The organism is Leptotrichia sp. oral taxon 223, assembly GCF_013394795.1.
Lineage (GTDB): Bacteria > Fusobacteriota > Fusobacteriia > Fusobacteriales > Leptotrichiaceae > Leptotrichia.
The window spans coordinates 948,688-969,511 of record NZ_JABXYU010000001.1; the positions used below are offsets into that span (position 1 = coordinate 948,688).

At 30.3% G+C, this 20,824-nt stretch carries 28 protein-coding genes and 6 tRNA genes; 17 read left to right on the forward strand and 17 right to left on the reverse strand.

Going from position 1 to position 20,824, the window contains the following annotated elements:
• Positions 1-70: 70 nt before the first annotated feature.
• The 7 genes from HW275_RS04610 to HW275_RS04640 form a co-directional block, all read right to left on the reverse strand.
• A complete protein-coding gene (locus tag HW275_RS04610; RefSeq protein ID WP_178935463.1) occupies positions 71-490 on the reverse strand; it encodes an FxLYD domain-containing protein in 420 nt (139 codons plus the stop codon).
• Positions 487-900 (reverse strand): hypothetical protein, encoded by a 414-nt coding sequence (locus HW275_RS04615; protein WP_178935464.1) that lies wholly within the window; start codon positions 898-900, stop codon positions 487-489. The genes HW275_RS04610 and HW275_RS04615 overlap by 4 nt, the downstream gene beginning before the upstream one ends.
• A gap of 107 nt (positions 901-1,007) precedes the next feature.
• Positions 1,008-1,193 carry an excalibur calcium-binding domain-containing protein gene (locus tag HW275_RS04620; protein ID WP_036095424.1) on the reverse strand — a complete coding sequence of 62 codons (186 nt, stop codon included), beginning with the start codon at positions 1,191-1,193 and terminating at the stop codon, positions 1,008-1,010.
• A gap of 99 nt (positions 1,194-1,292) precedes the next feature.
• Entirely contained in the window at positions 1,293-2,039 is a 747-nt protein-coding gene (locus tag HW275_RS04625) for a DUF1828 domain-containing protein (RefSeq protein ID WP_178935465.1), read from the reverse strand.
• A 17-nt stretch (positions 2,040-2,056) separates the two neighbouring features.
• Positions 2,057-2,572: a hypothetical protein gene (locus HW275_RS04630; RefSeq protein ID WP_178935466.1), complete on the reverse strand. Its 516-nt coding sequence runs from the start codon at positions 2,570-2,572 to the stop codon at positions 2,057-2,059.
• A gap of 116 nt (positions 2,573-2,688) precedes the next feature.
• Positions 2,689-3,114: an ImmA/IrrE family metallo-endopeptidase gene (locus HW275_RS04635; protein WP_178935467.1), complete on the reverse strand. Its 426-nt coding sequence runs from the start codon at positions 3,112-3,114 to the stop codon at positions 2,689-2,691.
• An 8-nt stretch (positions 3,115-3,122) separates the two neighbouring features.
• Positions 3,123-3,581: a helix-turn-helix transcriptional regulator gene (locus HW275_RS04640; protein ID WP_178935468.1), complete on the reverse strand. Its 459-nt coding sequence runs from the start codon at positions 3,579-3,581 to the stop codon at positions 3,123-3,125.
• Positions 3,582-3,819: 238 nt separating this feature from the next.
• Here HW275_RS04640 and HW275_RS04645 point away from each other — a divergent pair, with 238 nt between their 5' ends.
• The 13 genes from HW275_RS04645 to HW275_RS04705 all read left to right on the forward strand — a co-directional run bounded on the left by HW275_RS04645 (position 3,820) and on the right by HW275_RS04705 (position 10,507).
• Positions 3,820-4,035 (forward strand): hypothetical protein, encoded by a 216-nt coding sequence (locus tag HW275_RS04645; protein ID WP_178935469.1) that lies wholly within the window; start codon positions 3,820-3,822, stop codon positions 4,033-4,035.
• Positions 4,036-4,048: 13 nt separating this feature from the next.
• Positions 4,049-4,354 (forward strand): hypothetical protein, encoded by a 306-nt coding sequence (locus HW275_RS04650; protein ID WP_178935470.1) that lies wholly within the window; start codon positions 4,049-4,051, stop codon positions 4,352-4,354.
• Positions 4,355-4,495: 141 nt separating this feature from the next.
• Positions 4,496-4,807: a hypothetical protein gene (locus HW275_RS04655; protein ID WP_178935471.1), complete on the forward strand. Its 312-nt coding sequence runs from the start codon at positions 4,496-4,498 to the stop codon at positions 4,805-4,807.
• 83 nt (positions 4,808-4,890) lie between these two features.
• Entirely contained in the window at positions 4,891-5,058 is a 168-nt protein-coding gene (locus HW275_RS04660; RefSeq protein ID WP_178935472.1) for a hypothetical protein, read from the forward strand.
• A gap of 420 nt (positions 5,059-5,478) precedes the next feature.
• Positions 5,479-6,276 (forward strand): site-specific DNA-methyltransferase, encoded by a 798-nt coding sequence (locus HW275_RS04665; protein ID WP_178935473.1) that lies wholly within the window; start codon positions 5,479-5,481, stop codon positions 6,274-6,276.
• A gap of 251 nt (positions 6,277-6,527) precedes the next feature.
• Entirely contained in the window at positions 6,528-6,665 is a 138-nt protein-coding gene (locus HW275_RS04670; protein WP_178935474.1) for a hypothetical protein, read from the forward strand.
• On the forward strand, positions 6,601-6,798 hold the full coding sequence (locus tag HW275_RS04675) for a hypothetical protein (RefSeq protein WP_178935475.1): 198 nt from the start codon (positions 6,601-6,603) through the stop codon (positions 6,796-6,798). The genes HW275_RS04670 and HW275_RS04675 overlap by 65 nt, the downstream gene beginning before the upstream one ends.
• Before the next feature lie 6 nt (positions 6,799-6,804).
• Positions 6,805-6,960 (forward strand): enterotoxin type A, encoded by a 156-nt coding sequence (locus HW275_RS04680; RefSeq protein ID WP_178935476.1) that lies wholly within the window; start codon positions 6,805-6,807, stop codon positions 6,958-6,960.
• Positions 6,929-7,522, forward strand: a complete 594-nt coding sequence (locus HW275_RS04685) for an ERF family protein (protein ID WP_178935477.1) — start codon at positions 6,929-6,931, stop codon at positions 7,520-7,522. The genes HW275_RS04680 and HW275_RS04685 overlap by 32 nt, the downstream gene beginning before the upstream one ends.
• A 3-nt stretch (positions 7,523-7,525) precedes the next feature.
• The gene (locus tag HW275_RS04690) at positions 7,526-7,891 is read left to right on the forward strand and encodes a single-stranded DNA-binding protein (protein ID WP_178935478.1); all 366 of its coding nucleotides are present in this window, start codon (positions 7,526-7,528) and stop codon (positions 7,889-7,891) included.
• Between the two features lie 64 nt (positions 7,892-7,955).
• Complete coding sequence (locus HW275_RS04695; protein WP_178935479.1) at positions 7,956-8,555, forward strand: hypothetical protein; 600 nt, start codon at positions 7,956-7,958, stop codon at positions 8,553-8,555.
• A 12-nt stretch (positions 8,556-8,567) separates the two neighbouring features.
• A complete protein-coding gene (locus tag HW275_RS04700; protein ID WP_178935480.1) occupies positions 8,568-9,077 on the forward strand; it encodes a hypothetical protein in 510 nt (169 codons plus the stop codon).
• A 74-nt stretch (positions 9,078-9,151) separates the two neighbouring features.
• Positions 9,152-10,507, forward strand: a complete 1,356-nt coding sequence (locus tag HW275_RS04705) for a recombinase family protein (RefSeq protein ID WP_178935481.1) — start codon at positions 9,152-9,154, stop codon at positions 10,505-10,507.
• Between the two features lie 24 nt (positions 10,508-10,531).
• Here the strand turns inward: HW275_RS04705 and HW275_RS04710 are convergent.
• The 10 genes from HW275_RS04710 to tuf form a co-directional block, all read right to left on the reverse strand.
• Positions 10,532-10,615 (reverse strand) — tRNA-Leu (locus HW275_RS04710).
• A gap of 22 nt (positions 10,616-10,637) precedes the next feature.
• Positions 10,638-10,713, reverse strand: a tRNA-Lys gene (locus HW275_RS04715).
• A gap of 2 nt (positions 10,714-10,715) precedes the next feature.
• A tRNA-His gene (locus tag HW275_RS04720) sits at positions 10,716-10,791 on the reverse strand.
• A gap of 36 nt (positions 10,792-10,827) precedes the next feature.
• Positions 10,828-10,903 (reverse strand) — tRNA-Gly (locus HW275_RS04725).
• Between the two features lie 12 nt (positions 10,904-10,915).
• Positions 10,916-10,992 (reverse strand) — tRNA-Pro (locus HW275_RS04730).
• A gap of 286 nt (positions 10,993-11,278) precedes the next feature.
• Positions 11,279-12,523, reverse strand: a complete 1,245-nt coding sequence (gene rho, locus HW275_RS04735) for a transcription termination factor Rho (protein WP_178936403.1) — start codon at positions 12,521-12,523, stop codon at positions 11,279-11,281.
• Positions 12,524-12,736: 213 nt separating this feature from the next.
• A complete protein-coding gene (gene miaB / locus HW275_RS04740; RefSeq protein WP_178935482.1) occupies positions 12,737-14,065 on the reverse strand; it encodes a tRNA (N6-isopentenyl adenosine(37)-C2)-methylthiotransferase MiaB in 1,329 nt (442 codons plus the stop codon).
• Positions 14,066-14,515: 450 nt separating this feature from the next.
• A tRNA-Leu gene (locus tag HW275_RS04745) sits at positions 14,516-14,601 on the reverse strand.
• A gap of 168 nt (positions 14,602-14,769) precedes the next feature.
• A complete protein-coding gene (locus HW275_RS04750; RefSeq protein WP_178935483.1) occupies positions 14,770-15,873 on the reverse strand; it encodes a hypothetical protein in 1,104 nt (367 codons plus the stop codon).
• A 515-nt stretch (positions 15,874-16,388) separates the two neighbouring features.
• On the reverse strand, positions 16,389-17,573 hold the full coding sequence (gene tuf, locus HW275_RS04755; RefSeq protein WP_178935484.1) for an elongation factor Tu: 1,185 nt from the start codon (positions 17,571-17,573) through the stop codon (positions 16,389-16,391).
• A 324-nt stretch (positions 17,574-17,897) separates the two neighbouring features.
• On the opposite strand from tuf, the gene HW275_RS12540 reads away from it, so the two are divergent.
• From HW275_RS12540 to HW275_RS04775, 4 genes are all read left to right on the forward strand, one after another.
• On the forward strand, positions 17,898-17,990 hold the full coding sequence (locus tag HW275_RS12540) for a helix-turn-helix domain-containing protein (protein WP_178935485.1): 93 nt from the start codon (positions 17,898-17,900) through the stop codon (positions 17,988-17,990).
• Positions 17,991-18,073: 83 nt separating this feature from the next.
• Complete coding sequence (locus HW275_RS04765) at positions 18,074-19,783, forward strand: DUF262 domain-containing protein (protein ID WP_178935486.1); 1,710 nt, start codon at positions 18,074-18,076, stop codon at positions 19,781-19,783.
• A gap of 156 nt (positions 19,784-19,939) precedes the next feature.
• Positions 19,940-20,425 (forward strand): HMA2 domain-containing protein, encoded by a 486-nt coding sequence (locus HW275_RS04770; RefSeq protein ID WP_178935487.1) that lies wholly within the window; start codon positions 19,940-19,942, stop codon positions 20,423-20,425.
• On the forward strand, positions 20,425-20,796 hold the full coding sequence (locus HW275_RS04775) for an HMA2 domain-containing protein (protein ID WP_178935488.1): 372 nt from the start codon (positions 20,425-20,427) through the stop codon (positions 20,794-20,796). Before HW275_RS04770 ends, HW275_RS04775 begins: the two co-directional genes overlap by 1 nt.
• Positions 20,797-20,824: the final 28 nt, after the last annotated feature.

Below are 20,824 nucleotides of genomic sequence, written 5' to 3' on the forward strand. Positions count from 1 at the left end.
ATTTTTTTGAAATTTTTACAAAAAACTCAATAAAAAAAGAAGCCTTTTACAGCTTCCTCTTTTTATTGCTTTAAAATCCTGAGACTTCTAATTTGTTCACATCGCAACTTGCTGGAGTTTCACTACCCATATATATGGCTTTGAATTTCCATTTTCCATTAGCTTCAATGTCGTTGACATTTGCTAAAGCGTCCCCTAACTTAGCACCATTTTTATCGTAACAAGGAACTGTTATTTGGACATATCCTTTTTTACCACCGTTATTTTTTAGAACTCCTGTTACATAAGTTGAAAATTCATCTTTTTCAATATCGACATTTTCAATTTCGTATTCTTTTTTTGCCTCTTTTGCATTTTCCTTTGTTTCTTGCTTAGTTGCATTCCCTTTTTCAGAAACGCTCGCATTGTCTTTCTTATCTCCTGATACACTTCCTACAGCTGAAATAACAAACAAGACACACCCTAAAATCAATCCTACTCTCTTTTTCATAATTTCTTTTCCTCCTCAAATTTTTTTATAAAGTACATTGCAATTAAATACAACGCAAACATATATATAACATCATATATATCAAAAGTTCCAACCACAAACCAAAGTTGTGATATTTCAGTTATTATACTTCCAATAAAAATTACTGATAGAAGTATTCTATTTTTAAAATAAATGCTCAAAAACATTGTGAAAGAATATACCCACAATGCATCAGGCAATGAAAATAATATACTTTTTGAAATATACATTCTATACCCATAAAAATTATTTCTCAAAAAATCTATTATAAAATCCAATTTTAAATAACTGAACCAATCAAACATTAATAAAGTCTTTTCTCTGAATAATATGTATATCATTGACCCAATAAAAATTGGTAAAATTACATGCAAAATCACTTTTTTCAATTTCTTTTTACCTCTTATAAAATTTTACTAAATTATAGCATATTTCAAAGAAAAATAAAAGTATAAAAAAAGAACCATTTCAATTATGAAACAACTCTATGTTAAGTTTATTTACTTTCACAGGCTATACCGTCTTTATCTCTATCCAAATGTTTAGCATATCCAGGCTCGCCTTTCTTAATATTTTTATACCCTTTCGCACGTGCTTCTTTACAGTTTTTGAAATACAACGTTTCTGAAAATGTGTTAACACTAACAAATACTAATGTCAAAATCATAAAAATTTTTTTCATTTTGGTTTCCTCCGTTTTTTTTATATTTTTAAACCAAAATTAACCCTATAAATTCATAATTTTTATTCTTTTTTGATTATTACTTTCTTTTCAGTTTTCTTATGCGATCATTTCTTTAATCCATTTTTCTTTTTGTGTCCAGTTTAATAATTCTATTTTTTTATTCTTTAAAACATTTTCTAATTCACTGCTTAATTTTCGCTCGGTGTTATTAAAAATTATTATATTTTCTGAATTTCTTTCTTCTAAATCTTCAAAAGCAAATATTGCAGAAATAATTTTATCTCTGTTGTTAGAATTAATAATTCTTATCAATTTTTCTTTTTTAGTTTTCGTTCTATTAATAATGTAATCAATATTATATTCTAAATTATTTTTCCCGATCAATTTTATATCAGGACTAGGAAAAAAATCATTTTTTTCAAAAAATAAAGCAACATCTTCTTTAAAAAAATGTTTTACATTAATGGAAGATGTTAGAAACATATCATCTATTGATAATATACCTTGTATAAAATCATTAATATCTCTACCTATGTTTTGATAACTGCTTTTTCTGATTATCTCGTCTTTAGATGTTCTACTCAATCCATAAGATCTTAAAAATTTTTCGAAAATTTTTTTTCTTTTGGTAATATTCACTCCTGAAATTTCTAGATTAAACAAAGTTTCCCCGTCGTCAGATAAAATGATTTCGTTCTCAGTTTTTTTTACAATTATATCAATCAAATCATTATTTGAAAGTGCAAAAGGGGTAGTAATTATATTTACGCCATTTTTATTTTTTATTTTAGTATTACTCTTTATCCATTTGAAATATTCGTCAACTATATTATTTATTTCCATCATTTTACCTCCTTTGTTCAAAATAAACTTTGATTTTTGTATTCTTGTGTTTTGTTTTTTTTATAAAAAGTTATATTGCTTTTTAAATTTATTTTGTTTTTAAAAAAAGCGGCAACCTTTTCAATTTTATTTATATCCTCTTTATTAAAAATTCTTTCTAAAGGAATTGCCCAATTTTCTACTTTTTTATCTCCAACTTGTGCTATGTGAATATGGCTTTCTGAAATTATAGCACCCTTATATTCGTCTAGCAATGGATTACCTGTAAAGTAATTAGGATTTTTGTGTTCAAATCCATTTATATCTATTCTGCATAAATTAAGTCCGTATAGAGAATAATTTAAATTCAACGTATATTTATCTTTTATATTTTCAGAAAAAAATGTATTTAGCTTAAATTTTATTTTATTATTTTCTGATGATTTCAATTCAAACGTCTGTTTTCTAATACACGTTATTATTAAATCTTTATTGTCTTTTTCGATTTTTTCAATCTCCAAAAGTTTTGCTATTTCTTCTTGCGTTATATCCATATTTTACCTTATCTTTCTTAAAATTTCAAATAATATTATATTTGTTTTTTCTCTTTATTTCTCAAACCTACTTCTCAACTCCACCAGCCTCATCAATGCTTTTTTGCACAAATATCCTAATATTTTATATATCTTTTCATTTCTTCTAATACTTGCAATCCTAAATCACAATTTCTAGCAACTTCATAACTAACTTCTTCCTGATACTTCATTAATTCTGCCGCAAATTCGTTGGCTTCATTTTCCAATTCTAAACTATAATTAAAAAAATTTGTTTTCATAAGAAGTTTATTTTTTGAACTATGATAAAGAGCATGTCCTAATTCGTGACACAAAACAACTAATTGCGAATATTCGTCTAATTTCTCGTTTATAACTATATATTTTCTTTTTAACACTCTACTAAAAAAACCTTTTACATCTTTGTAATAAACGTATTTAATCTCAATGCCCAATCTTTCGCACAACACATATGGATTACTCGTATTGTATTTTTCTATCAAGTTTTTTACTCTGAGTTTCATATTTCTGCATTTTCTCATATAAACCTCTATTTTCTTTTATTTTTCATTTTAGCGTCAAAAAAAAGTTCTTGCAAAGTATCATGTAACCTTTTCTTGTCTTCATCACTCACGCTGGCATCATTAAAAAAATAAGCTGCACTATTCATAACTTCATCCAATTGAACTCTTTCGCGCTTGTTTAGACGTGAAATCCTGTCAAGTTCTTCATTTTTTCCGATAGTTTCTCTTCTTTGTTTTTCTAACTTCTTTAACTTTTCAATTTTTTTATCTTTTTCCAACATTCCCATTAATTCTGATTCTTTTTTGGCACATTCTGGAAATTTTTTTACCAAATTTTCGACAAATTTTTTGGAAGCTGTCTTTTTTCCATTTTTTATATTAGATACATAAACGTGTGTAACTTCCATCTTTTTGGAAAAATCTGTTAATGTCATATTCTTTTTATTCAAAAATTCTGTTAAGAATTTCTCTATTTGATAACTCATGGATTTAACTTCCTTTCATTTATTTACACTATATTTTACCACATTTTTTCACACTTTTTAGAAAAAGTTTAAAAAATTTCAAAAAAACACTTGACTTGTAACTAAAAATAAGTTACAATATGTTTGTAAATGAGAAAAATATATATTCCTTTATTTTTTTTACACAATTATGTAACCAAAATATAGATACAGAACCAATTTAAAGTTACAAAAGATCAATAAATAGGAGTTGAATAAAATGAGAAAAGAATTAATTAACAAAATGAAAAAAAGAGGATATGAATTAAAAGATGAGTTTAACTTGAGAAATGAAACAAGTTTTATTTTTGACAAAGAATTTAAAAAGAACACATTGAGCATAATGTTCACATACAATAACGCAGAGAAAAAATTTAACAGAAATTTCGGAAAATTAAAAATTGAAAAAGATGACGGAAGCATAGAAATATTTTAGGAGATGATAAAAAATGGTTGAAAAACAAAAGATAATAAGAGAATGGACAAAAGAAAATTGCTTTGGTTACCCACAACAAGGCATTGCAAAAATGGAATACTACGATTGGGGATTTGAAAAATTAAAAAAGAAAATTCCCAGTATAACAGAAAAAGAAATAAAGGGCTTTGAATATGATGGAATATATGATGAATATGAAATGACACCTTCCGAATACGGAAACGAAGATTTGGCAAAGATTATGAAAAAATCGGATATGATTCACAACGTATCAAAAATAAAATGTGTAATCATAGGAAAAAAAGAAAATTTAATTTAGGAGGAATGTAAAATGAAATTTGAAGCATTAACAATTGTAAATGAAAACAACAAAAAGGTTTTAAAAGAAAGAGAAGCTAAGAAATTAGTAAATAGAATCAAAAAATTATTCAAAAAATAAACTTTTAAGGAGATGATTGGAATGTCAAAGGTTACAAAAATGATTACAGAAGTATTTAACGATAAGGAATTAGAAAAAAGAATTGAATATTCTCTGAATAACAGATATAGAGAATTCTATCCAAATGGATATGGGGTTTCAATCATTCCTGATATTGATAACTCCAGTTTTTACGAAGTTGCTGTGCTGAAAGGTACAGAAGACAACTTTGAATGGTGTGATGAAACACCTATCACCAATGATGTTATCAAAGGCTTAACAATCCTAGAAGCTCACGAAATTGCAAAACAGATTTCAGAGCTTGAGGCGAACTTCTCTGGAACGTTGAATTGATGTTTTACCAAGCTCATTGTAAATATTGCAGTGGGTTTGGATAAGATATTAATTATCTTAAATAAATTTCGGGAGGAAAAATTATGGATATTCAAAAAATTGTTGAAAAACGAAAAAGCAAATTCTTAGAAGATATGAGCTTTAACGAATTAAAAGAATATATTGAAACTTTGGAAAAAGCTATTTTCAACATTTCAAGTGTAAAACAATCGCTTGAACTTGTCGATGAATTACAAAAATTAATTAAATAATATAACGTGGGCTTATTAACTAATTTTATAAATACATTACTGCTTTAGCAAATAATTCGTTATAAGCTGTTTGCAGATCTTCAGACGAAGAAAGCACTCTTAAATTTTCAATTTCGAGAGACAAAACAAATATTTCGTCTGCTGGATTATTAAGAATTTTTATATCAACATTTGATATTTCTTTCTTTTCAATAAGCCCACACTATATTGTAACTTAAATAACCCAAAGTGTTAATTTAATCGTGCTATCTATTACCCTGCATATCGTACACACAGTACACTACTTGAGGTATGCAGAAAAAAACTGGTATTTTTCATTACCAGCTCCTTTCCTAGTTTATTAATTTTTATATATTTCTTTACAGATAGATAGCACAATTAAGTTAATACAAAAATTTAAAATTTTATTTTAGGAGGAATATGGATAATAAAAATAAATATGTCAAGAAAATAAAATGCGAGTTATTTAACGATAACTTTCAGAACTACAAAAAGTATCACATACCTAAAAAAGCGCAGCTTGTAATTGCAGATATTCCTTACAATTTGGGGAACAATGCCTTTGCAAGCAGTCCAGAATGGTATGTGGATGGCGACAACAGAAAAGGCGAAAGCAAAAAGGCAAACTCAAGTTTTTTCAAGACTGATGTAAACTTCAACCTTGCCGAATATATGCACTTCTGCTCAAAACTATTAATAAAAGAGCCGAAAGAAAAAGGCAAAGCACCAGCAATGATAATATTCTGTGCATTCCAGCAAATTGAAACATTAGTGAAGTACGCTAAAAAGCACGGATTTAATAATTATTATCCACTAGTTTTCATAAAACATAGCAGCTCACAAGTGTTAAAAGCTAATATGAAAATAGTAGGGGCGACAGAATATGCTTTAGTATTTTACAGGGATAAATTACCGAAATTCAATAACAATGGCAAAATGATTAAGAACTGGTTTGAGTGGAAGCCGGATTCAAAATCAATATATCCAAAAGTGCACCCAACACAAAAGCCGATAAACTTGTTAAAAACATTAATAAGAATATTTACAGATCCTGGAGATACTGTAATTGATCCAGTCGCCGGAAGTGGAAGCACATTAAGAGCAGCGAGAGAACTGAATAGAAATAGCTACGGATTTGAAGTAGAAAAAGAGTTTTATAAAAAAGCAACTACAGAAATGTTAAGAGAGGACGAATTAAAGCAATTAAATTTATTTTAGGAGGATGATTGAAATGGACGAAAAAATAACAAAAGAATTGAACAGCTTGGAATCAGCTGAATTAATACAGATTGCAAAAAAGTAAAATCAATTTTCAGAAAATATTATTCTGTTGAGTCTTATACACTTGACAGGAATAAAAGAATATTAGAGCTGGAAACAAAAGGTAGAAATATAATCAAAGTTAAATTTAAAAAGGTAACAAATAAAAATAAATTTAAAATAGTAAATTATGAAATTAAGGAGGAATAATGACAATAAGAGAACAGCTTGAAGCTGAAATGGATCAAGAAGAAATTAAGGAACTGGAGGAAAACAGCATTGATGACAACAAAGGATATGATGAAATGGATGATTTTGATACTGACATCAATTTGGATTCAGATTGAAGCAATCAGAGTTAAAGGGCATTGGATAGCAGGAGGTAATATAGCTTTTCCGTTTTTAATGGCATTGCTATTATGGTATGTGCCAAACAGAATTAGAGATTTTAAGGATATTTTAAAACCAAGAAAGGATTGATTTAAAATGTTTGATGATTATATAAAAAAGCAAAATGCAAGTCTTAACTTTTTTAAGAACGCTGTTAAGAGTTTGCAGGAACTTAACAAGGAATTGAAACAAGACAATGATAAATGGGAGGAAAAGAACGATGAATATTTACGAAAAATTACAAAAGGCTAGAGTTGAATTGCAAAGTTTAGGATTAAAAATGGGAGGATATAATAAATTTGTTGACTTTAAATATTTTGAACTAAAAGACTTCTTGCCAAAAGTGAATGAAATATTTGAAAACTTAAAACTTTTTTCAAAATTTGATTTGCTAGAAAACGAAGGTGTATTAACTGTAATTAATACAGAGAAAACAGACGAAACAATCACTTTTGTAACTCCAAAGGCTGAAATAGTTTTAAAAGGACAGAATGGATTACAAATGATAGGAAGTACACACACTTATTTAAAACGTTACTGTTATCTAAACGCTTTAGAAATAGTGGAAGACGATATGATTAATGCAACAATTGACAAAGATAAGCAACAAAATAAACCTAAAGAATATTTGACAGAAGAGGAGAAAATCCAAAAAGCAGTTAAATATATAAATGAACATTTAAAAGGAAATGAAAAAGAAATAGACAAATATTTACTCGCTAATTCGACAGACAATTTAAGCAAAGTTCCAATTAAAGATTTAGAAAAATTATGTAACTATATAAAAAACAATAAGCAAAAGAAAGGAGCATAGATTATGAATATAGCAATATTAATGGGAAGACTAACACGAGATCCTGAATTAAAATACACAACAGGAGGGAAAGCATATGCCAATTTCACGTTAGCTGTACAGAAAACAAGAGATGAAGCTGAATTTATCGACTGTGTGGCTTGGGAAAAGACGGCTGAGAATATAGCTGAATATTTTAGAAAAGGCAACAGAATATTGATACAGGGACGTCTGAATGTAAGCAGTTACGAACAGAACGGAGAAAAAAGGAAATTTACAAGAGTTTTAGTGAATAGTTTTGAATTTGTTGATAGTAAAAATTCTGGAAACAGTCAAAACAGCAACAGAAATAATTATGATTCTGATGAGGACGAAGGATTTCCTTTTTGATAAAAAATAATTGTAGAAAAATATAAAACAAAAAAATATTAAAAATGAGATAGGAGAAAATAAAATGAGTAAAGAATTAAATTTATATCCGTTGAGTGCAGCAGGAAAAAATATTGAAAGAGCATTTTTAGAAGACGAAATTGACGAGCAGACATTAAAAGATACAAGAGAGATGTTGGTAACGGAAATTGAGGACGAAGGAGAGGCAATTGTTCAAATTTATAATAAATTTATAAATTATCTAGGACAAGGAACAGGAGAAAACAAGATTGTTGGAGCAATTGACAAGGAAATTGAAAGGCTGAAAAATTTAAAACAATTTTATATAAAAGGGTTTGAAAGATTTTCAAAAAATGTCGTCGACGTAATGCGAAGCTGTGGGATTGAATCAGGACAGTCGAATGGAGTACAAACAGAAAGCGGAAGAATAATTTTTTTAAGAAAAAGTACCAGGGAAATAAAACCAAATCCAGAGGATGTGCCTAGCGAATATCAAATATATAAATTTAAGCCTTTTCAGCTTAGTTTTGAAGAATATTCCCAACTGCCTGATAACTTAAAGAAAAAATTGCAAATAAGTGAAGTGAGCATTGATAAAAATCCTTTTCAGGAAGTGTTTGGGGATTTTGAAAAAGAAGAATGTTATAAATTAAAAATAAAATAAGGGAGAATAAAAATGGAAAGAGAAAGTGTGTTAAAAATAGAATTTAAGCCTGTTTGGGATAAATGGGCTTGGAAAATTACAAAACAGAACGAAGAAATATTGAGAAGAAATGAATTCATAGATAAAGAATTGAATGTTGAATCTTTTCGTTCTCCAGAATTTTATACAATTCAGGATAAATTATTTATAAGAGGTTCTTCTAAAAAAGAAGATGAGGATATTCAGTTTTGTACATCAGAAGAAAAAGAATTAATAGAAGAAAAAGTAAGAGCGATAAACGAAAAATACGGTATTAAGAAACGTTGGAGAGCTGAAAAAAGCGGAAAACAATTGATAAAGTACGCCGAAATACACAAAATTAAAATTGAAAATGAAATAAGATATATAGCAAAAATGTATATTGAAAGAGAAGAAATAGAAGATGAGAGTTTCAGCAGTCCAACTTTTGAAGAGACTGCTAAACACGTTTTGAAAGATTGTGTTATATCAAGTTATGTTGATATGACGGAAATGGAGGAATAGTGATGAAAAACAAAGAAGAAATATTAAAACTATTATACAAAATCAAAGCAGAACAGGACAAAAGGAGAGCATAGATGAAAGCGATTATATATGCAAGAGTTAGTACAGAAATGCAAGAAGAGGGGCGTTCACTTGAGTTCCAGATAAAAAAATGTGAAGACTTTTGTAAAATGAGCGGTTATAAGTTAAAAGAAGTTATACAGGACGTAGAAAGCGGAGGTAATGACAACCGTGAGGGCTTTCTTAAATTACAGCAGGAAATCAAAAAGAAATCATTTGATGTACTTGTAGTTTATGAGAGTTCCCGTATCTCCCGTATAACTTTAACTATGCTGAATTTTGTTTTAGAATTACAAAAAAGCAATATAAAGTTTGTATCTATTTCACAATCTGAAATAAACACAACAACCCCTACCGGTATGTTATTCTTTCAAATATTTGCCGTGCTAGCAGATTACGAAAGAAAACAAATATCAATGAGGGTAAAATCAAATAAATGGGCTAGAGCTAAAGCTGGAATATGGCAAGGTGGAAATATTCCAATTGGCTATAAAAAAGACGAACACAATAATATTGTAATAGATCCTGAAACTTCTGAAGATGTAATAAGTATTTTCAATACATACTTAAATACTAAAAGTTTGTCCGAAACTGCAAATATCTTTAATAGAAATATATCATCCATTAAATGGATTCTACAAAATGAGTTTTATATCGGCAATCTTATGTATGGTAGAAAAGAAAACAATATTAATACTGGAGAAGTTAAGATAAACAAAGAAATAACAATATTCAAAGGAAATCACGAAGCATTAATAAGCGAAGAAGTGTTTAGGGAAGCGCAACGGCAAATGTTATTTAAGCAACGTGTAATACGCAAAGAAGGCAAATTTTTATTCACAGGCATATTAGAGTGTACCTGTGGCGGTAAAATGTTTAAAAATGGCGTTAATTACAGATGTGATAAATGTAAAAAGGCAATCTCTATGAAAAAGGCTGAAAAATTTATAATACATAAACTGTTAAATTTAAAAGAATTAGAATTTTTAAATGAAAAGCCTAATTTAGAAAAGTATAAAAAAGATAGAGAAAATATAGACAAGCAAATCAAAAAAATAGATAGAGAAAGAACTAAGTATTTAGAATTATTTACTAAAGAATTGATAAATGAATTTGAATTAAATGATAAACTTGAGGAACTGAAAAATAGAAAACGAGTATTTGAAGATTCCTTGAATGATATTGATAGAATAATAAAAGATAAAACAATAAGCGAAGAAAAATTGGACAATATAAAAATCTTAAAAGAAGTGTTAGAAAATATGGATGAAACAGATAGATATAATTTGTTTTTGATGTTCAGAATGCTAATAAAAAGGGTGAAAATAAAAAAATATCAACCTTTAGAAGTGCTGATATTACTGAACTAATCCACCATTTCGTGTGGGCTTTTATGGTGCGAAAGGTGGGACTCGAACCCACATGTCGAAGACGCTAGATCCTAAGTCTAGTGCGTATACCAATTTCGCCACTCTCGCAAATTTATATTAAATTTTCAAATGGTGAGCCATACTGGGATCGAACCAGTGACACCTTGATTAAAAGTCAAGTGCTCTACCGACTGAGCTAATGGCTCAATGGGGTGACCGACGGGATTTGAACCCGCGACAACCAGTGCCACAAACTGGCGCTCTACCAACTGAACTACGGTCACCATATATCTATAAAAAATTTATCCTTATAAATAAAATGGAGCGGGAGACGAGGGTCGAACTCGCGACATTCAGCTTGGAAGGCTGACGCTCTACCAACTGAGCTACTCCCGCAAAATCTATAAATGGTCGGTGTAGTAGGATTTGAACCTACGACCCCCTGCTCCCAAGGCAGGTGCGCTACCGAACTGCGCTATACACCGTTCTAAAGAACAATTTTTATCTTTCAATTACTCTCAGACAAGAAATATAATATCATAAATCAAAATAAATGTCAACACTTTTTTTCCGATAATTTCAATTTTTCTTGGATTTTTGCCCAAATACAGTCTTTTGGTTTTGTTTATACATATTTTCAGCTAAAATAAGGGTATATTAAACATACCCCTATTTGTCTTATTATTTTTTTACTAATTTAAAATATTCTTAAGTAAACAGCAATCCTGCCTCATTTTTTATATTTCCAAGCATTTTTCACCCATTTATATTTTACTTAGCTTTTTTGATTTTATATAAATTTTCTAACAGTTCATCATTGCTTCTGTATCTTTTTATAAGCTCAATTAAGTTTCTCATCCCTTCAACTTCTGACATTTCACTCAGTTCTCTTCGTAACTTCCAGATTTTTTCCAGCTTTTCTTTAGGGATTAAAAGATCTTCACGTCTTGTGCCACTTTTTAGTACGTCAATTGCTGGAAATATTCTTAGCTGCTCAAGCGTACGGCTTAAAATAATTTCCATATTTCCTGTTCCTTTAAATTCTTCAAAAATTACTTCATCCATTCTGCTTCCTGTTTCAATAAGAGCAGTTGCGATAATTGTCAAGCTTCCGCCTTTTTTTATATTTCTGGCCGCTCCTAAAAATCTTTTTGGATAATAAAGGGCATTCGGATCAATTCCCCCTGAAATCAATTTTCCACTTGATGGAATAGTTATGTTGTATGAACGTGCCAATCTTGTCAGGCTGTCCATCAAAATCAGTATGTCTTTTCCTCGTTCCACTTGTCTTTTTGCCATTTGCAGCACATTTTCAGTAACTTCCGTGTGTACTCTCGGATCTTCATCAAAAGTCGCTGAATATACTTCTGCATCCTTTACATTTTCCTTAATGTCTGTAACTTCCTCAGGACGCTCGTCAATCAGCAGTATCCACACATCAATTTCTGGGTTATATTTTATAATATCATTTGCGAGTGTTGAAAGAAGTACGGTTTTCCCAGCCTTTGGCGGTGCAACTATAAGCCCTCTCTGCCCTTTTCCAATCGGTGAAATCAGATCAATAATTCTTGAAGAGATTTCCCCACCTCCTAAATTTAACTTTTCATCTGGATACGATGGAATCAAATCGTCAAAATATGGACGCTCCAATGATTTTTCAGGCAAATCCCCATTTACTAGCAAAACTTTTAAAATTCCGTAATTTTTTTCTGTCCCAATCGGAATTCTTAGTTCTCCAAATACAATATCTTCATTTCTTAAAAAAAATCTTTTTATTTGTGAAATTGAAACGTAAACATCAGGGCCAATCGAAGTATCTCTCAAAAATCCATAATTTCCGTCGCCGATTACATCCAGTTTCCCAAACCCATAAGTTTTCCCTCTTTCTTTCCCTTTTTCAATCAAAATTGCATTTATTAATTCAAGTTTTGACATTCCCGAAAAATTTTCAATTTTATATTCTTTTGCCATTTTTTTTAATTTAGTCACATTTTGGGAAAGAATATCCTTTATCATCTCCTCTTCAGCGCTTAAATTTTCTACATTATTTTTTTTCTCTGTTTCCTCTTCCTTTTCACTTTGTTTTTTTTCGTCTAAATTTTTGCTAATTTCCAGAACCTCCTTTGATTCAGACGCTTTTGGACGTCCCCTTTTCTTTTTTGCAGGCTCTGTCTGCTCCTGCTGTTTTTTTCCCATTTCTATTTCTGCATCCTTTTCTTTCTTCTCCATTTATTCCTCCACCAACTCTCCATATAATGTCCATGTTTTTGCATCATAAATTTTTGTATTTACAAATTGTCCTTTCAAATCTTTTCTGTCACTTTTAAATAAAACTATTTTATGTGTAGAACTTCTTCCAGTCAGCATTTCAGGATTTTTTCTGCTGGGCCCTTCAACAAGCACCTTGACAATCTTTCCAAGATATTTCTGACTTTCCTCTTTCGCCTTCATATTCTGCAATCTCATAAGTTGCTGCAATCTCTCGTTTTTTACCTGCTCGTCAACTTGCTCACCCATTGCGGCCGCAGGAGTTCCTGCCCGTTTAGAATACATAAACATAAACGCATTTTCAAATCCAACTTCGTTTACAACATCCATCGTATCTTGAAAATCTTCATCTGTTTCTCCTGGAAAGCCTACGATAATATCCGTTGTAAGTCCAATATCAGGCACTCTTTCCTTAATTTTTCTAGCAAGCGCTATAAACTCCTCTTTTGTGTATCCTCTGTTCATTGCGTCCAGAATTTTTGTAGAACCAGATTGCAACGGCAAATGAAGCATTCTAGCTATTTTAGGATTTCTTGCGATTGTATCTATTACTTCATCACTAAAGTCCTTTGGATGAGGCGAAACGTATTTTATCCAGAAATCCCCTTCCACATTTGCACTCTTTTCTAATAATTCTGCAAAATTATCCTGCCCGTTTGCAAAATCGCTTCCGTATGAATTTACATTCTGCCCTAAAAACAATATTTCCTTATATCCTTTTTTTGTATACTGCTCAACATCCCTAACCACTTCATTAAGCGGTACAGAACGCTCCATTCCTCGTACATATGGCACAATGCAGAATGTACAGTAATTATTGCACCCATAAGTTATAGAAATCGAAGCCACAATATCATCCCCAAAGTCAGCATCAACTCTAGCTGGCAATTCATCCTCATCATCCACCATGACAATATGCGTTTCTTCCCCTCCTTCAATTCTTTCCAAAATGTCAGGTATTCTCCCAATGTTCTGATTTCCGAGCACCAAATCCACATAAGGTGTCTTTTTAATAAACTCATCCCGTACTTCCTGAGCAAGACATCCTGTAACTCCAATAATCATTTTCCCATCTTTTTCTTCCTTTATCCTTTTCAAATCTCCAAGTTTTCCATAAACTTTAACAGCTGCACCTTCTCTTACTGTACATGTATTCAAAAACACTAAATCCGCTTTTTCAATATCTTCCGTCATGCTGTATCCCATTGTCTGCAACATATGTTTCATTTTTGCACTTTCATTTACATTCATCTGACATCCATAAGTTATTATTGCTGCTCTCTTTTCCAATGTTTTTCCTCCAAATTCTGTTCTACTTTTTTTAAAATTTATTATTTCCTCTCGAATAGCTTTTGAATTGCCTAAATTGATATTTCCTGCCACTTAAATAGCCCTCACTATCCAAGTATAAATCCTTAGTTTTCAAGTTTATTTTTTCTTATCATAATAGTATCATTTCTATTTTGGAATTTCAAGAATTTTTTATTCTTTTTTTTATTGACAGTTATTCTATAATAGCTTTTTTCATTAACTTATTTTAAAAATTTATCCTTAATTGTCCACCTTAAAGACTTTTATAATTTTATTTATAAGCGTTATGATTAATAATAGTTTTTTCTATTTTTTATTGAAATTTTTTTAAATAGAAATAGTATTAAACTTAAGGAAAAATTTAATATAATAAAAAACACCCTAAAAATGTAGAGTGCAATTTATTATGAAAAAATTTAATTATATTATTGGTGCCCGAGGCCGGAGTCGAACCGGCACGATATAAAATCGACGGATTTTGAGTCCGTTGCGTCTACCAATTTCACCACTCGGGCGCATTTTTTAAATTACTTACTTAGTATAATATATTTTTTTGATTTTGTCAACTCATTTTAAAAAATTTTTTTGATACTTTTTTGTTAATTTATATTATAGAAAAAAGTTAAAAAAGAGATGAAAAAATCTCCCATCTCTTTTTGTTATAAAAACAGAATAATTAAAAACTATTTAACTTCTAAACCAACGTTTAATCCTGCTCTTAATTCATTATATTCTCTTGTATATTTATCAGAATTTTTATAACGTCCATCATTAGCATATCCTTTAACAGTTTCTTTATGAACAACTTTATATTTAACTACAGGATTTAATGTCAATGTTCCTACTGGCAAGTCGATTCCTGCCTTATATCCTAATCCAGTCCACACTGAGAAGTTATTTGAGAATCCATGTCTAGCTGTTTGTTTTTCCCATTCATTTTCAGTATTTACTAATCCGTAGAATCCACCAAATTCAGGTGTTTTATAAGTTGCTCCTACTACGTAGTCTAAGTATACGCTAGATTTAGCATCTTTTCCAGTTTCAGTTAATTCACCTTTTGCATCTCTTAAATGGTTGTTTAATGTAACATAGTATCCTAAGTTTCCTGCTCCATTATCAAAAACTTTACCATCAGTTGCTAAATCAAAGTTAGCTCCTACACCACTTGTTTTTCCTCTTCTGAATTCTTTTCCAGACCATGCATTATCAGCATCTTTGTTTCCTGATTCATCAAAATATACGAATTGAGCTTTTCCTTTGAAGCTTTGTCCAAAGAAATCAATTCCAAATGTAGGTCCTACATAAATTTCATTTGATGTTCCTCTGTGTCCAGAATATCTTCCTCTTCCACTTGTAGATTTATATTTCCATCCTAAATCCCATTTATTAGTCCAAGAACCTAATGTAATATCTCTGTATAATGCAATATCATTTTCCCAAGTTTGAGCTTTGTCATAAGTTCCTTTTGTTCCTACTTTATTTTCATAATCAAATTTATTTTTAGATCTGTCTTGATCATTTTGGAACTCAAATCTTAATCCTAAGTCTCCTTCATCTACTAAATGTAAATCTCCACCAAAAATGTTTCTCCATCTAGTTCTTTCTTTGTTGTCCCCTTTGAATCCTGCAATTCCTAATCCATTTCCTGTATTTGATTTTTTGTCTGTATAACTTTGTCTAAGTTCACTAGAGAAATGAATTTCTTTTAATGTATCTTGATCTTGATCAGCTAAGGCAAGATTAGATACGCTTAATGCTAATGCTAATACTCCTAATACTTTTTTCATTGTTTTTCCTCCTAAAAATAATTTTAACAAATATATCTTAACAATTCACAGTTAATTTTAGCACAATAATATGAATTTGTAAAGTTTTTTTTAAAAAAAGGCAATTTATTCAATAATAAAGTCAAAAAAAATTTAAAAATCAAATTAAATACTTTGGTATCACAGTATATCTACTTTAAATTAAGCAAAAATTTCAATAAAAACAAATACAACTTTAGTACTGAAACACTTCTTTCAAAATGCACCTTAATCTAAGATATATAAATATTTTCAATATCAAATATTTATAGATAACATAAAGCGTAATATTTCTATAAATTCTCATAAATATTATACCTTATAAACTGAAAAAAAACAATAGCACCATAAATAAATCCAAAAAAAATTTTAATAATTTAATTAAGTGCTATCATTAGTTATATTTTAATTATAAACATCTTATTTTTTTAAAAAATTATAAAACTATAAAATATATATTTTTACTTTTATATTTCAGGAAAGTTTTTTACAGAAAACTATTTAATAATAGTTGCTACTACTCCTGAAGCTACTGTTCTTCCACCTTCTCTTATCGCAAATCTCAATCCTTCTTCCATTGCGATTGGGTGAATTAATTCCACTGTCATTTCAATGTTATCTCCAGGCATTACCATTTCCACACCTTCTGGCAAGTTTACTTCTCCTGTGATGTCAGTAGTTCTGAAATAGAATTGTGGCTTGTATCCTGTAAAGAATGGTGTATGTCTTCCTCCTTCATCTTTTGTAAGCACGTATACTTCTGACTTGAATCCTGTATGTGGAGTGATTGTTCCTGGTTTAGCAAGCACTTGTCCTCTTTCTACTTCTTCTTTCTTAGTTCCTCTTAACAATGCTCCAATATTGTCTCCAGCCTGTCCTGAATCCAACAGTTTTCTGAACATTTCCACTCCTGTTACAGTTGTTCTTGAAGTCGGCTTGATTCCTACGATTTCCACTTCTTCACCAACCTTGATTACTCCTCTTTCCACTCTTCCTGTTACTACTGTCCCTCTTCCTGTAATTGTAAATACATCTTCAATTGGCATAAGGAATGGTTGGTCAACCGGTCTTTCTGGTGTCGGGATATATTCGTCAACTGCATCCATCAATTCCATAATCTTTTCTACCCATTTTGCTTCACCATTTAATGCCCCTAATGCTGATCCAGCTATTATTGGAACGTCATCTCCTGGGAAATCATATTCATTAAGCAGTTCCCTTACTTCCATTTCAACCAGCTCTAATAACTCGTCATCGTCTACCATGTCAACTTTGTTTAAGAATACTACAATGTAAGGCACCCCTACTTGTCTTGCAAGCAGGATATGTTCTCTTGTTTGAGGCATTGGCCCGTCAGCCGCTGATACTACCAGGATTGCTCCGTCCATTTGCGCCGCCCCTGTAATCATGTTCTTTACATAGTCCGCATGGCCTGGGCAGTCAACGTGGGCATAGTGTCTTTTATCTGTTTCGTACTCAATGTGCGCTGTGTTGATTGTAATTCCTCTTTCTCTTTCTTCAGGAGCCTGATCGATATTTTCAAAATCAACTTTTTCAGCCAGCCCCTTGTCAGACAGCACTTTTGAGATCGCCGCTGTCAAAGTAGTTTTTCCGTGATCTACGTGTCCGATTGTTCCTACGTTTACGTGTGGTTTGCTTCTTTCAAATTTAGCTTTTGCCATTTTAATTTTTCCTCCATTATTTTATTTTTTTATTTTTTATATGAATTTTTATCATTTTGATTATAACATATTTAAAAAATAATTGCAAGCACTGAAATTATAGCCATTAACTCCTTAAAAACCAAACTAAACAAGGACAAAATCACTTACTATAACTTTTAAGCCCTATTTTATGTATTATTACTATGGGAAAAAATTTTATAGTTGAAAAATAGCCTGAAAATAGTGTATAATTTGTAAATAAAGAAATAAAGAAATGAGGAGGGGCTATTGAAATATATATTATAGAACAGAATATCATATAAATTAAGGAGTTGATGGAAGATGATATTGTCCAAAAAAATTAGAATTTATCCGACAGAAACTCAAGAGAAAAAACTAAAGCAAGCAATAAATACGAAAAAAATAAAATTGTGAAAGGAGGAAGTTGCCAATATATAAAAACTAAGAATATAGAAAAACTTGAAAACATGTTTTTATAGATTTTTGGCAACGGCGTTATGGTTGCAACAATACAAGTAAATAAGCAAAGTATAAAGCAGCTGCTCGAAAGCGGTAAAGATCAGACGTTCTTAATACCTGAATATCAAAGGCCATATTCCTGGACTGAAAATGAAACTAAGACGTTATTTTATGATTTACTGGAATTTACAGAAAGTGAAACTAAAAAAAGCAATAACATAGAAGGAACATATTTTTTGGGAAGTATTGTTTCTTATGAAAATGAAGATGGGGAGCAGGAAATTATTGACGGGCAGCAGAGAATAACTTCCCTCTTCCTGCTTTTGCGGGCAATTTATACAAAATTGACTTCCTATGAGAAAAAAACTGTGGAACAGGAAAATTTTATAAGACAGATTCAGCCAGCATTATGGAAGCAGGAAAAACTTACTGGAGAAGTTGACTACACAAGTGTACTAATTAATTCAAGAGTTATTGACAATGAAGGGAATAAAATTTTACAGAATATTTTGGAAACAGGCGCTGCTGATCCTAAAGCCACTGACAATTATTCCAAAAACTACATTTTATTTCAAAAGCTATTCGACAAGCTTTGTGAATTAAGTCCGACATTAATGCTGGAGTTTATTTACTACACTTTAAACAGGGCAGTTATTTTCCCGATAAAGACAGATTCGCAGGACGATGCCTTAAGTGTATTTTCAACATTGAATGACAGAGGGCTGCCTCTTTCTGAAGCCGACATTTTTAAGGCAAAAATGTATAACCGAATAAAAAAAGAATACAAGAAAATGTTTATAAAGCAATGGAAAAATCTGAGTGAACGGGCAATTTATGCCAAAGAAAATGTAAAGCAGCTGTTTTATTATTACATGTTCTATTTAAGGGCTGCGGAAAAGGATATGGCGACTATGACTCTTGGACTGAGGCGTTTTTATTCGAAAGGCGGATTTGCACGACTTTATAAATCAAATTTATTAAAAAATTTGGATCAAATTCTGGATTTATGGGTTGTTATGAACAGACGTGAGTCAATTGACGAAAAACCTTGGACGGAAAATATCCAGATTATTAAAATTTTAGACACTTTGTCGGCTTATCCGAATGAATCTTGGAAATATCCTGTTGTTGTATACTATCTGGCTCATGGCGATAAAGAAAACTTTGAAACATATTTCTTGAAATTTTTGCGAAAGCTGTTTTTGGAATTAACTGCAAATTATCTTGTAACACCAAGCGTTTCAGCTGTAAAATCTGATATTCTAAAATTAAATGTAGACATAATCGATAATATTTCACCAAAAATCGCATTCAAAAACATTCCAATTTCTGTACTTCAGGAAAAAGTAAAAACGCCTAACAAAAATCTTGTGCGTATGATCTTGAAAATGGTTGTCTATAATAATCAGGATGAACTTTTGCCTGAAAAATGGGAAATTGAATACATTTTACCACAAAAATGGAGCAACCGTTTCTCAGAAAGCATAGAAAACAAGCAGGTTAAAGAGTATATAAACTACATTGGAAATAAGATTCCTTTTGAGAAAAAACTGTCAATTAAGGCTTCAGAAAACTTTTTTGACAAAAAGAAAGCAAGTTATAAAAAATCTAAAATTAAATATGTAAGGGAATTGATTCCAGCAGATAAGACTGACTGGACTTTTGAAGACATTAACATTAGAAACAAAAAAGTAGCGGAAGAGCTTGTTAAACTGTTCATTACGTGGAACGGGGAATATGAATTTTAAAATTTCCATTTTTCATAAAATAAGGGCGTGCCAAAATGCCCTTATTTTTTTGGTAAAACTATTTTTTAACATTCATTTTATTTAATTTGATTATATTCTTGTAATTTAAAATAAAAAGGTATATAATAAATTATAAAAATATTTAAGGAGTCAGTTATGCTGCAAAATTTTTATGGCGTTATTCAGGTAAAGCATTACCAGAATGGACGTTTGAGGCTTCAAACAGATGCGTTAAAGGAGAACCTGGAACTGGAGCAGGAATTTTTAAATAATACACGGCAATTACCTGGGATATATTCAGTGAAAGTCAATACTATTACTGGAAGCATCTTGATTTATTTTGATGAAAAAATTATCGAGAGTTCGTTTTTATATTTAATTGTTATAAAATTACTCCATCTGGAAAAAGAAGCTTTAAAAAATAAACCTGGAAAAATAAAAATATTGTTAAAACAAACATTTGAAGCGGTGGATATGGCTATTTACAATAAAAGTAAAGGTTATCTGGACTTAAAGACAGCAGTTGCAGGGATTTTTGCTTTTTATGGAATTAAAAAATTAAGAAAAATTCCAGAATTGCCTGCAGGAGCCACTTTATTGTGGTGGGCTTTTATTTTTTTATCAGAAGGGAAAAGAAAATAATGTTGGAAAATTTATTTAAGGCTACATATCTGATGTTTAACCAAATAAAGGTTGTACACAGTATTCCTGGCAGATTAAGGCTTTCTGTCCCAAATTTATCAGATATTCCGGAAGAATTAAAAAAATATGATTATCAGGTTACAGAACTTATTTTATCAAAAAAAGGTATAAAAAGTATTGAGTATTCATATATAACAAATAAAATTCTGCTTTATTATGATATAAGGCTGATTTCAGAAAAACAGATACTGGACTGGCTGAATAAAGTCTGGAAAACGGTGATTAATCATTCCGAATTATATGAAAATAAATCCTTGAAGGAAATAGAAGATAACTTGGATACTTTTTATAACATAATTAAAGAACTTTAATTATTGCAAAAATAAAAGAAAAGAAAGG